The organism is Actinoplanes sp. NPDC049681, from assembly GCF_044465265.1.
In the GTDB taxonomy this organism is placed as follows: domain Bacteria; phylum Actinomycetota; class Actinomycetes; order Mycobacteriales; family Micromonosporaceae; genus Actinoplanes.
Window position 1 is genome coordinate 391,353 of sequence record NZ_JBITLP010000005.1, and the last position, 15,546, is coordinate 406,898.

Sequence of the window (15,546 nt, forward strand, 5' to 3'; positions counted from 1 at the left end):
CGTGCCCGAGGTGAGCGTCCGCGAGATGCAAGAACGCGAATTCGACGACTGGTACGAGGAGTCCACTCGTTTCCTGGCCGCGTCGCAGGTGGCCGGCGGTAACTGGCCCGCGGAGGAAGCGCTCGAACGGGCGCACGAATCTCGCCGCGCCCTGTTGCCGCAGGGCCGGGCCACGGCCGGCATGGTGTTCCTGCGGGCTCTCCGGCCGGACGGCACACCCGTGGGCGCGGTGTGGCTGGGGCTCACGCATCCCCGGGGCGTACCGGACTGCGCTTTTCTGTATTTCCTCGAGGTCGGGGAAGCCCATCGTGGAGCGGGCTACGGACGGGCGCTGCTGGAGGCAGCTGAGGAATTGGCACGGTCGCGAGGAGCGAACTCGCTGGAGCTGAACGTCTTCGGTTACAACGACCCGGCGGTCCGCCTGTACGAGACCGCGGGATACCGCGTGGTCACTCAGCAGATGAGGAAGTCCTGGGACGGTCACCGGACCTGACCTCGTCGCGTCCGGCGGCTGCCGCACGGCGATGACGCCGGGGCGTCCGGCGTTCGGCGTGGTCTTCGCCCGCGGGCCGGGTCTGCTGGCCGGCCTCGCCGCGGCCGGGCTCGCCGGGAGGCGGGTGCCTGTCACGCGCCTCCGATCGGCGGGATCAGCCGTTCTCCTCGAGAATCTCGCGGACCTCGGCGAGCATCCGGAAGATCTCGATGCGGCCGTCGAGGAAGCCGGTCCGGTAGTCCGGGCCCGTCTGCGGGTCCTCCGCCTTCCCGGCGTCCCGGAGCCCCGCGAAGGCGTCCTCGCGGCCGGCGCCGTACGCCCGCAACGCGTCGTCCATCTGACACCTCCTCGCCGATCCGCGCGCCAATCTCGCACGCCGCCGAGGAGTCCGGCACCGGCCGACCATCCGACCCCGGGCCGACCGATCCGCCAACCACTCGACGGACAGTGATCAGGCGCTGACGCAGGCACGACATCAGCCCGCCGAGGCGGGTGAGACAGGATGTGAGCGCCAACTGCTTTTGTAGGATCCCTACAACAGAGACGCTCAGCCATGCGCGTTCGGGACATTGGTGTACCCGGTGGTTATCCGAGAGGGTGTAGGCAGAGCAGGCGACTCCGCGACCCGGATGTCGCCTTCTGCGCGTGCCTAGTGGGGGGACTCAGCCGGTGTTCAGTCGTGTCGCCATCGTCAACCGTGGAGAGGCCGCGATGCGGCTCATCCACGCCGTCCGGGACCTTTCCGCACAAACCGGTACGCACATCGAGACGGTGGCGCTCTACACCGACGAGGATCGCACCGCTACTTTCGTGCGCGAGGCCGACCTCACGTACCCGCTCGGGCCCGCCTCCGCCCGGCCGTACCTCGACCATGCGGTCCTGGAGCGGGCCCTGGTGGAGAGCGGGGCCGACGCCGCCTGGGTCGGGTGGGGTTTCGTGGCCGAGGACCCCGCCTTCGCCGAGCTCTGCGAGAAGATCGGCGTCACGTTCGTCGGGCCGAGCGCCGAGGCGATGCGCAAGCTCGGCGACAAGATCGGTTCCAAGCTGATCGCCGAGGAGGTCGGCGTACCCGTCGCGCCGTGGAGCCGCGGCGAGGTCGCCACCCTCGAGGACGCGCTGCGCCTCGGCGACGAGATCGGCTACCCGCTCATGCTCAAGGCGACGGCGGGCGGCGGCGGGCGCGGCATCCGCAAGGTCTCCTCGGGCGAGGAGCTGGCCGACGCGTACGAACGGACCAGCCAGGAGGCGCTGCGCGCCTTCGGCTCCGGGGTGGTCTTCCTGGAGCGCCTCGTCTCCGGCGCCCGGCACGTCGAGGTGCAGATGATCGCCGACGGCCAGGGCACGGCGTGGGCGCTGGGTGTCCGCGACTGCTCGGTGCAGCGCCGCAACCAGAAGATCATCGAGGAGTCCGCCTCCGCGGTGCTGAGCCAGGAGCAGGCCGCCGAGCTGAAGGCCGCCGCGGTGCGCCTCGCCCTGGCCGTCGACTACCGGGGCGCCGGCACCGTGGAGTTCTTGTACCACCCCGGCGAGAAGCTGTTCGCCTTCCTCGAGGTGAACACCCGCCTGCAGGTGGAGCACCCGATCACCGAGATCACCACCGGCACCGACCTGGTCCGGCTCCAGCTGCACGTCGCGGCGGGCGGCCGGCTCGAGGGCGAGCAGCCGGCCGAGCTCGGTCACGCCGTCGAGGCCCGGCTCAACGCCGAGGACCCGGACCGCGACTTCGCGCCGTCGCCGGGCCGCATCGCCCGGCTGGTGCTGCCCGCCGGCCCCGGCATCCGCGTGGACACCGGCGTCAGCGAGGGCGACACCATCCCCGCGTCCTTCGACTCGATGATCGCCAAGATCATTGCGTACGGCCGGGACCGGGACGAGGCGCTGGGCCGCCTGCGCCGCGCGATGGCCGAGACCACCGTGATCATCGAGGGCGGCGCCACCAACAAGAGTTTCGTGCTCGACCTGCTCGACCAGCCCGAGGTGATCGACGCGAGCGCCGACACCGGCTGGATCGACCGGGTGCGGGCGGAGGGGCGCCTGGTCAACCACCGGCACTCCGCGATCGCCCTGGCCGCCGCCGCCATCGAGGCGTATCAGGACGAGGAGGAGGTCAGCCGGCAGCGGCTGCTGGCCACCGCGCACGGCGGCCGCCCGCAGGTGCAGCACGAGAGCGGCCGTCCGCTGGACCTCAAGCTGCGCGGCGCGAGCTACCGGGTGAACGTCGCCCGCATCGGCCAGAAACGCTTCCGCGTCGGCGTCTCGGCCGGCGGCGACCTGCACTGCGTCGACGTGGAGATCGAGCGGTTCGACGAGCACAGCGGCCAGATGCTCGTCAACGGGCATCGCTTCCGCCTGGTGTCCGCGACGCACGGCCCGATCCACCTGGTCGAGGTCGACGGCGTCACCCACCGGATCAGCCGCGATGAGGGCGGCGTCGTGCGCTCCCCCGCGCCCGCGCTCGTGGTGGCGACGCCCCTGGCCGTGGGCGACGAGGTCGAGGCCGGCGCGCCGATCCTCGTCCTGGAAAGCATGAAGATGGAGAACGTGCTGCGGGCGCCCTTCCGCGCACGGGTCCGGGAGTGCCCCGTCTCGGTGGGAAGCCAGGTCGAGACCGGTACGCCGCTGCTGCGCCTGGAGCCCCTCTCCGACGGCGACGACGAGGCGGCGGCCGGTCCCGCCGGCGAGGCGGGCGTCATCGACCTGCCCGCGGAGCCGGCCGGCGTACCCGCGGCCGACCGGGTCGCTCGCGGCCTGCAGGACCTGCGCAGCCTGCTGCTCGGCTTCGACGTCGATCCGCAGGACCGCAAGCGCGTGCTGTCCGGCTACCTGGCGGCCCGCACCGAGCTCGGCGGCCGGCCGCTGCCGGGCGAGATCGATCTGCTGACCGTCTTCGCCGACCTGCTCGAGCTGAGCCGCAACAAGCCCGGCGGCGACTTCGAGGTCGAGCCGGGCAGCCCGGTGCACAGCCCTCGCGAGTATTTCCACAGCTACCTGCAGAGCCTCGACGTCGAGCGGGCGGGCGTCACCGGCAGCTTCCAGGCCAAGCTGCACCGGGTGCTCGCCCACTACGGCATCACGGCCCTGGACCGTACGCCGGAGCTGGAGTCGGCGGTCTTCCGGATCTTCCTGGCGCAGCAGCGGGTGTCGGCCGACGTCGCCGTCGTCTCGGAACTGCTGCGCGAGTGGCTCGCCGGGCCGCAGCCGCCCGAGGAGCTGAGCGAGCGTGCCGGCCTGACCCTGGAGCACCTCATCGAGGCCACCCAGGTGCGCTTCCCCGCGGTGTCCGACCTGGCCCGGGGCGTGGTCTTCCGCTGGTTCGCCCAGCCGCTGCTGCGCCGCAACCGGGCCAAGGTGTACGCCGAGGTCCGCGAACACCTGCGCCACCTCGACGCGCACCCGGACGCGCCGGACCGCACCGAGCGGATCCAGTCCATGGTGGCCAGCTCCGAGCCGCTGGTACGGCTGATCGGCCAGCGCATCGGGCGGCCCGGCTGCGACCACGCGCCGCTGCTGGAGGTGCTGACCCGGCGCTACTACGGCAACCGCGGGCTGTCCGAGGTGACCGTCCACGAGACGGCCGGGTGCCGGTTCGTCGTGGCCGACCACACCGGCTCGAACGGCGTGACGCGCGTGGTCACCACCGCCGTCGACATCGCCGCGGTGCCCGACGCGGTGGGTGCGGTCGGCACGCTGGCCGCCGGCGTCACCGATCGCGGGCTGGTGGCCGATCTCTACGTCACCTGGGCCGCCCAGCCCGACGCCGACGCGATGGCCGTGCGGCTCGCCGGGCTGCTCGCCGAGCACCCGCTTCCCGCCGCCGTCCGCCGGATCACCGTCACCGTCGTCGGCAGCCGCGGTGCGATGCACCACCACTTCACCTTCCGCCCCGACGGCACGGGCTTCGCCGAGGACCGCCTGATCCGCGGCCTGCACCCGCAGATCGCCCAGCGCCTGCAGCTGCACCGGCTGCGCGAGTTCGACCTCACCCGGCTGCCCTCGGTGGACGAGGAGATCTACCTGTTCAAGGCGGTGGCCCGCAGCAACCCCGCCGACGAGCGGCTCATCGTCATGGGCCAGGTCCGCGACCTCACCCCGCTGCGCGAGGCCGACGGCCGGCTCGTCGCGCTGCCGGCGGTGGAGGACGCGATCACCACCGCCGTCGACGCGATCCGCAACATCCAGGCGCAGCGCCCGCAGAACAAGCGGTTCGACACCAACCGGATCATGATGTACGTCTGGCCGGCGACCGAGCTGTCCATGGACGAGCTCAACGCGCTGGTCCAGCGCATCCTGCCGACCGCGGCGGGCGCCGGCCTGGAGGAGGTGCAGTTCCTGGCCCGGCAGCGGCGGGCGTCCGGGGAGCTGACCGAGGTCGCCGTACGGATCACCCTCGAGCCCGGCGGCGCCCAGCTGCACGTCGGCGAGCCGTCCACCGAGCTGGTGCAGCCGCTGGACGACTACCGCCAGAAGGTGTTGCGGGCGGCCCGGCGCGGGAACGTCTATCCGTACGAGCTGACGGGCCTACTCGGCGACTTCCGCGAGTACGACCTGAACGACGAGCGCGTGCTGGTTCCGGTGGATCGGCCGAAGGGCAGGAACACCGCGGCGATCGTGGCGGGCGTGGTGACGACCCCGACCGCACGACACCCCGAGGGCGTGACCCGGGTGGTGCTGCTCGGCGACCCGACCAAGGCGCTGGGCGCGCTGGCCGAGCCGGAGTGCGCGCGGGTCATCGCGGCGCTGGACCTGGCCGAGCAGATGCGGGTGCCGCTGGAGTGGTTCGCGCTGTCGGCCGGGGCGAAGATCTCGATGAGCTCCGGTACGGAGAACATGGACTGGGTCGCGGCAGCGCTCAAGCGCATCGTCACGTTCACCCAGTCCGGCGGTGAGATCAACATCGTGGTCGCCGGGATCACCGTGGGCGCCCAGCCGTACTGGAACGCCGAGGCGACGATGCTCATGCACACCAAGGGCATCCTGGTGATGACGCCGGACTCCGCGATGGTGCTCACCGGCAAGCAGTCGCTGGACTTCTCCGGCGGCGTCTCGGCCGAGGACAACTTCGGTATCGGCGGCTACGACCGGGTGATGGGCCCCAACGGGCAGGCGCAGTACTGGGCGCCGGACCTGCCGGCCGCCCGCGACGTACTGATGGCGCACTACGACCACACCTATGTGGTGCCGGGCGAGGCGGGGCCGCGGCGGGCGGTCACGAGCGACCCGGCCGACCGCGACGTGTCGGACTTCCCGCACACGATCGCGGGCAGCGACTTCGCCACCGTCGGGGAGATCTTCTCCGCCCGGCACAACCCGGACCGCAAGAAGCCGTTCGACATCCGTACGGTGATGCGCGCCCTGTCCGATCAGGACCACCCGGTCCTCGAACGCTGGGCGGGCATGGCCGATGCGGACACCTCGGCGGTGCAGGACGTCCACATCGGCGGGTGGCCCGTCTGCCTGATCGGTATCGAGTCGCGGCCGGTGCCCCGGCGGGGCTTCCCGCCCGCGGACGGCCCCGACACCTACACCGCGGGCACGTTGTTCCCGCGCTCGTCGAAGAAGACCGCGCGGGCCATCAACGCGGCATCCGGTAACCGGCCGCTGGTGGTCCTGGCCAACCTCTCCGGGTTCGACGGTTCGCCGGAGTCGATGCGCAAGCTGCAGCTGGAGTACGGCGCCGAGATCGGCCGGGCGATCGTCAACTTCCAGGGCCCGATCGTGTTCTGTGTGATCTCGCGCTATCACGGCGGCGCGTTCGTGGTCTTCTCCAAGGCGCTCAACCCGGCCATGACGGTGCTCGCGCTGGAAGGCTCGTTCGCCTCGGTGCTGGGCGGCGCCCCGGCCGCGGCGGTGGTGTTCTCCGGCGACGTGAACAACCGCACCGCGACCGACCCCCGGGTCACCGAGCTGCAGGCCCAGGTCGCGGCGGCCAGCGGCGCCGAGCGCGCGGCGCTCAACGCCCGCCTCGCCGAGGTGCAGTCCTCGGTGCGCGCGGAGAAGCTCGGCGAGGTCGCGGCCGAGTTCGACCGCGTTCACAACATCCAGCGCGCGGTCGAGGTCGGGTCGGTGGACGCGATCATCAGCGCCGCCGAGCTGCGTCCGAAGATCATCGAAGCCATCGAGCGCGGCATGGGCAGCTGACGCCCGAGGCGTACGGAAGGGGCGGGGCCGTTCGGTCCCGCCCCTTCTTGCATTCCCCATCGGTAAGTTGTAGCTTACCGTTCGTGCCTACTTACCAAGCAGACGACGGCTGGGACGCGCTGGGCGACCCGACCAGGCGCGCCATCGTGGCATGCCTCGCCGAGCGTCCCCGCGCGGTCGGCGAGCTCGCCGACGAGCTGCCGATCAGCCGGCCGGCCGTGTCCCAGCACCTGCGGGTGCTCAAGGACGCCGGACTGGTCAGCGATCGCGCGGAGGGCACGCGCCGGGTCTACCGGCTCAACCCCGCAGGCGTGGCGGCGCTGCGCGATCAGCTCGACATGTTCTGGAACCGCGCGCTGAGCAGCTATCAGGACGTCGCCGGAGAAGCGAACGAGGAGAAACCATGACCGAGACGTCAGCCCCGGTGGTGCACCGGCAGATCGTCGTACAGGCACCGATCGACCGGGCCTTCACCGTGTTCACCGAGCGGTTCGGCGACTTCAAGCCCCCGGAACACAACCTGCTGCGGGCCCCGCTCGCCGAGACCGTGTTCGAGCCCAGGGTGGGAGGCCACATCTACGACCGGGCGACGGACGGCAGCGAGTGCCACTGGGCCCGGGTGCTCGTCTACGAACCCCCGAACCGGGTGGTCTTCAGCTGGGACATCAACCCGCAATGGCAGGTCGAGACCGAGCCGGAGAACACCAGCGAGGTCGAGGTCCGCTTCGTGGCCGAGACGCCGGACCGCACCCGCGTCGAGCTCGAGCACCGCCACCTCGACCGGCACGGCCCGGGCTGGCAGTCCATCAGCGATGGTGTGTCGCACGAGGAAGGCTGGCCGCTCTACCTCGCCCGCTACGCCGCCCTCTTCCCCGCCGGCTGACGACCTCGCGGGCCGGCCGGGTCCACGGCGTCAGTCGTCGTAGCCCTCGTCGGCCCGCTCCCGGCGCAGGTGGGCCTCCGCGCGGCGGGCCTGGTCGCCCTCCTCGGCGGCGAGTCCGGCGTACATGCCCTTCACCTTCTCGAACGGCTGGCCGGGCGGCAGGAGCGGGACCGCCGGGTCCACAGTGGCGTCGATGACGACCGGGCGGTCCGCGGCGAGGGCGGTCTCCCACGCCGCGGCCATCTCGCCGGGTGACGACACGCGCAGGCCCTGCAGGCCCAGCAGTTCCGCATAGCCCGCGTACGGCACGTCGGGGAGCTGCTGCGAGGTGGTGAAGCGCGGCTCGCCCTCCATCTCGCGCTGCTCCCAGCTGACCTCGGCGAGATCCCGGTTGTTCAGCACGCAGATCACGAAGCGGGGATCGGCCCAGTCCCGCCAGCGGGCGGCCACGGTCACCAGCTCGGCCAGGCCGGTCATCTGCATCGCGCCGTCGCCGGTAAGGACCAGGACCGGGCGCTCCGGCGCCGACAGCTTGGCGGCGATCCCGTACGGCAGACCGCACCCCATCGACGCGAGCGTGCTGGACAGGTGCGCCGGCACGCCGCGGGGCAGGCGCAGGTGACGGGCGTACCAGTAGACGACCGATCCGACGTCCACCGCGATGCGGGCGTCGTCCGGCACGCGGCCGGTGAGCGTACGGACGACGTACTGCGGGTTCATCGGCTCCGCCGGGGCATCCGCGCGTGCCTGGGCGATCTCGTTCCAGCGGCGCACCCACCCCTCCACCCGGTCCCGCCATGCGCGGTCGTCGCGGGCGGGAACCATGCCGAGCAGCGCCCGTACGGTCTCCCCCGCATCCCCCACCAGCGGCACCTCGACCGGATACCGGACGCCCAGCTGCCGGCCGTCGATGTCGATCTGCACCGCGCGCGCCTGGCCCGGCGCCGGGTAGAACTCCGTCCACGGGTCGTTGGTGCCGATCAGCAGCAGCGTGTCGCAGCCCCGCATCAGCTCCGCGCTGGCGGTCGTCCCGAGGTGACCCATCACCCCGGTGTGGTACGGCAGCGCCTCGTCGAGCACCGGCTTGCCCAGCAGCGAGGTCGTGATGCCCGCGCCGAGGCGGCCGGCCAGCTCGACGATCTCGTCCGCGGCGCCGTACGCACCCTGCCCGACCATGATCGCGACGCGCTCCCCCGCGGACAGGACCTCGGCCGCGGCCCGCAGGTCGTCCTCGTGCGGGACGACCCGCGCCGGGCGCAGACCGGGGCTGGTCATCATCACGCCGTGGCGGTGCGTCTGCGGGTCCGGGGCCGGTGCGGTCTGCACGTCGTGCGGCAGGATCACACACGTGGGGCTGCGGGTCGCCAGCGCCGTACGGAACGCACGGTCGATGAGCATCGGCAGCTGTTCCGGGGCATGCGCCGCCTGCACGAACTGCGCGCACACGTCGCCGAAGAGCCGGACCAGGTCGATCTCCTGCTGATAGGCGCTGCCCAGCACCGTCGACGCCTGCTGGCCCACGATCGCGACCACCGGCTTGCCGTCGAGCTTGGCGTCGTAGAGGCCGTTGAGCAGGTGGACCGCACCCGGGCCCTGGGTGGACAGGCAGACGCCGGGGCCGCCGGCGTACTTCGCGTGCCCCACGGCCATGAACGCCGCGGCCTCCTCGTGGCGCGCCTGGACGAACTCCGGCTTCCCGGCCCGCCGCAACGCGCCCATCACGGCGTCGATCCCGTCCCCCGAATAGCCGAAGACCCGGTCGACGCCCCACGCCGACAGGCGCTCCACCAGCAGATCCGACACCGTACGGCCCGCCATGCCCGCTCCCCCTCCGCAGAATCCCCTCCCCCGCTTTCCCCGTATTCGCCACGGCAAGCTTCCCGGGCCCCTGCTGGTGGTCGACGGCTGCAAGAATGGCGGCCCGTAGCACACGGGAGGGGGGCCGCCGTGGAGCAGACGATGATCGGCCGGGACGCCGAGTGGCGCACCGCGACCGAGGCGCTGCGCTGCGCCGGGGACGGCGCCCAGGTGATCGAGGTCGTCGGCGAGCCGGGTATCGGCAAGACCCGGCTGCTCGCCGAGCTGGCCGCGCACGCGCGCGAGCGCAAGCTGGTCACGCTCACCGGCCGGGCCACCGAGTTCGAATCCGAGATCCCGTTCGCCGTGCTCACCGAGGCGCTGGACGACCACGTACGACGCCACGGCGAGAGCCTGCGGGCCCGGCTCGCCGAGGACGACGTGCGCCGGCTGGGTGAGATCCTCGACGGACTCCGGAGCGGGCCGGCGCTGGGGCCCGCGTCCCCGGGTGGCGCCGCCGAGCGCTACCGGACCCTGCGCGCGCTGCGCCGGCTCCTGGAGATCAGTGCCGAGCCGGAGGGGCTGGTGCTGATCCTCGACGACGTGCACTGGTGCGATCCCGCCACCACGGATCTCGTCGACTACCTGGTGCGCCGGCCGCCCGCGGGGCCGGTGGTGCTGGCGCTCGCGTACCGGCCGGCGCAGGCACCCGCCCGGCTGGCCGCCGCGCTCGCGACCGGCCACGCCGCCGGCCGGGTCCACCGCCGGCTCGCCCTGAAACCGCTGCGCGAGGCGGATGTGACGCGTCTGCTCGGCCCCGGCGCCGACCCGCGCGACGCGGCGTACCTGTTCCGGCTCAGCGGTGGCAACCCGCTGTATCTGGACGCGCTGCGCCGCTGCGGTACGACGGCGGTCGGCGCCGCCCGTACCCGTGACGACCTTGACCCGGCGCTGGCGGCCCTGCCCCCGGAGGTGCGGGCGGCGCTCGGCGCGGAGTGGGAGAGCGTCGGGCCGGACAGCCGCCTGCTGGCCTCCGCCGCGGCCGTGGCCGGCGACGAGTGCGAGCCGGTCCTGCTCTCCGAGGTGGCCGAGCTGCCGCCACCGGCGGTGCTGCGCTGCCTCGACGAGCTGGTGGGACGCGACCTGGTCCACGTGGTGCCGGGCACCGGGCGGTTCCGGTTCCGCCACCCGCTGGTGCGGCACGTCGTGTACGCGTCGGCCGCCGCCGGGTGGCGCCTCGGCGCGCACGCGCGGGCGGCCGCGTACCTGGAAAGGGTGGGCGCGCCGCCGCAGGCCCGCGCGCACCACGTGGCGCGGTCCGCGGCCAGCGGCGACACCGGGGCGGCCATCACGCTGATCTCGGCGGCGCGGGCGGTCGGCGCCCAGGCCCCCGCCACCGCGGCCGAATGGACGCAGACCGCGCTGCGCCTGCTGCCCGGTGACACCGCCCGCGCCGGCCTGCCGGACCGCGCCGAGCTGGTCACCTACCTGGCAGAACGGCAGGCGGCGAGCGGATGCCTCGCCGAGGCGCGGCAGACCATGGGCGTCGTCCTCGACGAGCTGCTGCCCACCGGCCATCCCGCCCGTCCCGGCGCGGTCGCGTTCACCGGGATCCTCATCCGGCTGATCGGCCGCCACGAGGAGGCGCAGGCGCTGCTCACCGCCGAGCTCGAGCGCCGGCCCGACGCCGACAACTCCGACGTGCTGCTCCAGATCGCCACCTACGCGCTGATGCGCGGCCAGCTGCGCGAGGCCGACGAACGCCTGCGCCAGGTGATCGCGCTGGTCCCGGAGAGTGCGGCGGCCGCGATCGCGCGGGCCATGCGGCCGATGGCCGGATACGCGGCCGGGCCGGCGGACCGGGCCGGCGAGCAGCCGGGGCCCGCGACGGCGCTGCTCGACACCCTCGAGGACCACGACATCGGCCGCCAGCTCGACGTCTTCGCCTGGCTGTGCTGGACGGGGCTGGAGATCGAGGGGCCGCGCGACTCGCTGCGGCGGCTGCTGCGCTGCCGGCGGATCGCGGTCCGGGTGGGCCACAGCTTCGTGCTGCCCTACCTGCTCGCCATGCAGGCGCTGATGCAGGCCCGGCTGGGCCGCATCGGTGACGCGATGCGCGCCGCCGAGGAGGCCATCGGCATCGCCCGGCTGCTCGCCGCCGCCGAGCCCTTGGCCCTGGCCCTGCTGACCCAGTGCTGGCTGCTGCGCTGCGCCGGCGACTACGCGGCGGCGGTCGCCACGGGCGAGCAGGCGGTCGCGGCGGCGGCGGAGAGCCGCGGCTGGCTCGCCACCGCCCGGGCGATGCTGGCCTTCAGCCGCATCTCCGCCGGGGAGACGCGGCGCGGGGCGGCCGACCTGGTGGCCGCCGGCGGCGGACCCGAGCTGTCGGCGCTGTACCCGCACAACCGGCTGATCGCCTGCAGCGTGCTCAGCGAGATCGCCACCCAGCTGGGTGAGCCCGAGTCCGCGGAGCACTGGGCGGATCTGGCCGACCGCGTCGCGGATCCGCGGCACCGGATGTCGCGAGGGCTGGCGCTGCTGGCGAGCGTGTTCCCGGCGGCCGCCACCGATCCGGGCCGCGCCGCGAAGGTCGCCGAGGAGTCCGGCGAGCTGCTGGCCGGGGCGGAGCTGCTCCTCGCGGCCGGACGCGCCTGGCTCACCGCGGCGGGCCTGAGGCTGCGCCTCGGCGACGAACCGGCGGCGCTGGACGACCTCGCGCGGGCCGAGGAGATCGCCGGGCGTACCGACGCGGAGGATCTGCACGCGGCGGTGCGGCGGCTGGCCCGGCGGCTGCGCCCGGACGCGCGGCCCGCCGTGTCGGGTGCCGCGGACCTGACCCCGCGGGAGGCCGAGATCGCCGCGCTGATCGCCGGCGGTCTGTCCAATGCCGAGATCGCGGGCCGGCTCTATCTGAGCATCCGTACGGTGGAGACGCACGTGTCGCGCATCTACACGAAGCTGGGCGTCACCACCCGCGCCGCCGCGGTCAGCCTGCTGGCGCGCTGAGCGTACGTACGGGTCTTCGCGTACGGGTGCACACGGATGTGCCCGCGGAACCCGCCTGGCAGCCTGATCCACGGGCCGCGCCGGGCGGTCCGGCGGGGGGACGACCATGCGGCAGACCGAGACGGGCACGTTGCGACAGGCGCTCGCGCGGTGCCGCGGCGAGGAGCGCTGGTCGGTCGTCGAGATCGCGGGCGATCCCGGCATGGGAAAGTCCACTCTGGTCGCCGGGTTCGCCCGCCACGCGGCCCGGGCCGGGTGGCAGGTCGAGCTGTGCCGGGCCGGGAGCGACGGACCGCCGGCGTCGACGGTCACCCGCGTCACCGCCAAGCCCCGCCTGCTGGTCCTCGACGACGTGCATCAGGCCGGCCCGGCGTCCGCGGCCTTCATCGCGGAGGTGCTGCGCCGGCCGCCGGCGGGCTGCGCGCTGCTCGTCCTGACGCACCGGCCCCGGCAGCTCACCGGCACGCTCGCCGCCGAGCTGGCGACCGCCGTGGCCGCCGGGATCGCGCAGCGCATCACCCTCGGGCCGCTGACCGCGGCCGAGGCGGCGGTGCTCGTGCCGGCGACGCGCCGGCGGCCCGAGCTGCTCGAGGCGGCCGGCGGCAATCCGCTCTACCTGCTCGGCGCCACGGGTACGCCGGTGCCGGAACGCGTACGGGCCGCCCTGGTGCCGGAGCTGCTCGCGGGCTCCGCGACCGAGCGCCTGGTCGTACGGGCCACGGCGGTCGCCGGCGACCCGGCCGACGCGGAGCTGATCGCCGCCGTCGCGGGCTGCGAACCGGCGGCCGTGCACCGGGCGCTGGACCGGCTCACCGCGGACGACGTGCTGCGTACCGCTGCGGACGGCGCGGGATTCCGCTTCCGCCATCCGGTGGTCCGGGCGGTCGCGTACGAGTCGGCCCCCGCGGGCTGGCGGCTGGCGGCGCACGCGCGGGCCGCCGGGGCGCTGCGCGTGCGCGGGGGGTCGCCTGCCGCGCAGGCCCGCCACCTCGAACACTGTGCCGCGCCGGGTGACGAGGCTGCCGTCGAGACGCTGAGCCGGGCCGCGGACGAGGCCGCGTACCGGGCGCCCGCCGACGCGGCGCGCTGGCTCACGGCGGCGCTGCGGCTGCTGCCGGACGGGCCCCGCACCGCGGACCGGCGTGCCGGCCTGCGCCTGAGGTGCGCGCGGGAGCTGGGCCTCGCCGGCCGGCTCAAGGAGAGCCGTACGCACCTGCACCGCCTGCTCGCCGAACTCCCCGCCGCCGACCAGGTACGCCGCGCGGAGGCCACCGTGCTCGCCGCCCGTACCGAACAGCTCCTGGGCCGGCATGCCGAGGCGGACGCGTTGTTGCGCCGCCAGTTCCGGGAGCCGCACGCCGAGCCGGCGAGCGCACTGGCCGGTGCCGCCATCCTGCGCAGCGACCCCGCCGCGGCATTGCGCTGGTCCACGGTGGTCCTCGGGCACACCGCCGACGGGATCCACCGGGCCGCGGCGTCCGCCATCCGCCTCCTGGCCGGGCGCATGGGTGACGGCGTCGCGGACGACTCCGGCCTCGACGAGGCCGCGGACGTGCTGGATGCGATGCCCGACGACGAGCTCGTCACCGTGCTGCATCTCGCCGGCTGGGTGGCCGAGGCGGAGCTGGCGGCCGAGCGGCTGGGCGCCGCGCTGCGGCACACCGACCGGATGCTCGCCGTCGCCGCCGCCGCGGACCGCTCCGACGCGCTCGCCGCCCTGCACGGGATCGCCGCGCGCGCCCGGGTGCTGACGGGTGACCTCCGCGGTGCCGCCGGCGCGCTCGACCGGGCGGACGACGCCGCACGCCGCAGCGGCAGCCCGGCAAGGCTGGCCGAGGCGACGGCGGCCCGCGCGTGGCTGCACCTGTGGCAGGGAAACGCGTCGGCGGCCCGGTTCGCCGCGCTGGCGCACGAGCAGGACGGCGCGGTGGCCCGCCGCCTGGCCGGCGACGAGGCCATGCTGCGGGCGTGGCAGCGGCTCGGCGACGACCCGGCCGCCGCCGGCAGCATGTGCCGCGCCGTCGCCGCGCCCGGCACCGATCCGCTGGTGCGGATGCGATGGCTGCAGCTGGCCGCGTCCACCTGCGCGGACCGCAAGCTTCCCGCCGCCGCCTCGCTCTGCGCCGAATCCGCGCGGCGGCTCGCGGCCCGGGCGTCCGGGGCGCGGCTGCGGGGGTACGCGGACCTCGCGCTGAGCGATTCGCTGCTGGCCACCGACCCGCGGGCGGCGGCCGCGGCGGCCGGGCGAGCGGCGGAGGTGCTGACCCGGGCCGGCGACCCGCTCGGCGCGGCGCAGGCTCGGCAGCGTCAGGACACCGCAGGGGCGGCCGGCGAGGAACCGGCCGGGCTGGCCGCCCTGACGGAACGCGAGACCGAGGTCGTCACCCTGGTCGCCGAGGGGCTGACCAACAAGGAGATCGCCCGCCGGTTGTTCCTCAGCCCCGGGACGGTGTCCATCCACGTCGGACGCGCCTACGCCAAGCTGGGCGTGTCCCGCCGGGCCGCGGCCGCCGCACGGCTCGCGGGCGCGGGGCTCACCGCTACGCGGACGCCGGACGAACGTCCCTAGACCCGGCGCAGCACCGAGACCACCTTGCCGAGCACGACCGCCCGGTCACCGTCGATGGGCTCGTACGCGGGATTGCACGGCTCGAGCAGGACGTGGCCGGAACGGCGCCGGTACACCTTGACGGTGGCCTCCTCGTCGATCATCGCCGCGACGATGTCGCCGTTGTACGCCTCGGACTGCTGCCGGACCACCACCACGTCCCCGTCGCAGATGGCCGCGTCGATCATCGAGTCGCCGCGTACCCGGAGGCAGAAGAGGGTGCCGCGGCCGACCAGGTCGCGCGGCAGCGTGAGGGTCTCCTCCGGTGTCTCCTCGGCCAGGATGGGGTTGCCGGCGGCGATGACGCCGACCAGCGGCACCGCGACCGTCGCCGGGTCCCGCTCGGTGCGGGTCTCGCTCGCCAGGAACATGCGGACGTCCAGCTGGCGGGTCGCCGTCCGGCCCCGGCGCAGGAGTCCGCGCTCCTCGAGGGCGCGCAGGTGCCGGCTGACCGACGAGGTCGACGCCAGGCCGACCCGGTCGGCGATCTCGCGGCTGGACGGCGCGTAGCCGTACCGGACCACCCAGTCGCGGATGGCGGTCAGCACCGCCCGTTGCCGGGACGTCAGCCCGGACGTGTCGAAGTCTTCACCGGCTAGCACCTGGCGATCTTCGCCCATC

The 15,546-nt window shown here is 74.2% G+C and carries 9 protein-coding genes; 6 read left to right on the plus strand and 3 right to left on the minus strand.

Features of this window, described 5'->3' with window-relative positions:
• Position 1 precedes the first annotated feature (1 nt).
• The gene (locus ACIBO8_RS20125; RefSeq protein WP_396116769.1) at positions 2 to 493 is read left to right on the plus strand and encodes a GNAT family N-acetyltransferase; all 492 of its coding nucleotides are present in this window, start codon (positions 2 to 4) and stop codon (positions 491 to 493) included.
• A gap of 154 nt (positions 494 to 647) precedes the next feature.
• Here ACIBO8_RS20125 and ACIBO8_RS20130 read toward each other — a convergent pair whose 3' ends face one another.
• On the minus strand, positions 648 to 830 hold the full coding sequence (locus ACIBO8_RS20130) for a hypothetical protein (RefSeq protein WP_396116770.1): 183 nt from the start codon (positions 828 to 830) through the stop codon (positions 648 to 650).
• Between the two features lie 332 nt (positions 831 to 1,162).
• Here ACIBO8_RS20130 and ACIBO8_RS20135 point away from each other — a divergent pair, with 332 nt between their 5' ends.
• The 3 genes from ACIBO8_RS20135 to ACIBO8_RS20145 all read left to right on the plus strand — a co-directional run bounded on the left by ACIBO8_RS20135 (position 1,163) and on the right by ACIBO8_RS20145 (position 7,514).
• Entirely contained in the window at positions 1,163 to 6,631 is a 5,469-nt protein-coding gene (locus ACIBO8_RS20135; protein WP_396116771.1) for a biotin carboxylase N-terminal domain-containing protein, read from the plus strand.
• 83 nt (positions 6,632 to 6,714) lie between these two features.
• Positions 6,715 to 7,038, plus strand: a complete 324-nt coding sequence (locus tag ACIBO8_RS20140) for an ArsR/SmtB family transcription factor (RefSeq protein ID WP_396116772.1) — start codon at positions 6,715 to 6,717, stop codon at positions 7,036 to 7,038.
• Entirely contained in the window at positions 7,035 to 7,514 is a 480-nt protein-coding gene (locus tag ACIBO8_RS20145) for an SRPBCC family protein (RefSeq protein WP_396116773.1), read from the plus strand. The genes ACIBO8_RS20140 and ACIBO8_RS20145 overlap by 4 nt, the downstream gene beginning before the upstream one ends.
• Before the next feature lie 30 nt (positions 7,515 to 7,544).
• Here the strand turns inward: ACIBO8_RS20145 and ACIBO8_RS20150 are convergent, their stop codons facing one another.
• Entirely contained in the window at positions 7,545 to 9,332 is a 1,788-nt protein-coding gene (locus ACIBO8_RS20150) for a thiamine pyrophosphate-requiring protein (RefSeq protein WP_396116774.1), read from the minus strand.
• A gap of 129 nt (positions 9,333 to 9,461) precedes the next feature.
• On the opposite strand from ACIBO8_RS20150, the gene ACIBO8_RS20155 reads away from it, so the two are divergent.
• A complete protein-coding gene (locus tag ACIBO8_RS20155; protein WP_396116775.1) occupies positions 9,462 to 12,317 on the plus strand; it encodes an ATP-binding protein in 2,856 nt (951 codons plus the stop codon).
• Positions 12,318 to 12,423: 106 nt separating this feature from the next.
• Entirely contained in the window at positions 12,424 to 14,886 is a 2,463-nt protein-coding gene (locus ACIBO8_RS20160; RefSeq protein WP_396116776.1) for a LuxR C-terminal-related transcriptional regulator, read from the plus strand.
• Here ACIBO8_RS20160 and lexA read toward each other — a convergent pair.
• Entirely contained in the window at positions 14,883 to 15,527 is a 645-nt protein-coding gene (gene lexA, locus ACIBO8_RS20165) for a transcriptional repressor LexA (RefSeq protein WP_396116777.1), read from the minus strand. The genes ACIBO8_RS20160 and lexA overlap by 4 nt on opposite strands.
• Positions 15,528 to 15,546: the final 19 nt, after the last annotated feature.

What these genes read in the sequence shown, in the direction of transcription:
- ACIBO8_RS20145 (WP_396116773.1), top strand. Translation starts at nt 7,035, where the DNA reads ATGACCGAGACGTCAGCCCCGGTGGTGCACCGGCAGATCGTCGTACAG.
- ACIBO8_RS20130 (WP_396116770.1), bottom strand. Translation starts at nt 830, where the DNA reads ATGGACGACGCGTTGCGGGCGTACGGCGCCGGCCGCGAGGACGCCTTC.
- ACIBO8_RS20160 (WP_396116776.1), top strand. Translation starts at nt 12,424, where the DNA reads ATGCGGCAGACCGAGACGGGCACGTTGCGACAGGCGCTCGCGCGGTGC.
- ACIBO8_RS20150 (WP_396116774.1), bottom strand. Translation starts at nt 9,332, where the DNA reads ATGGCGGGCCGTACGGTGTCGGATCTGCTGGTGGAGCGCCTGTCGGCG.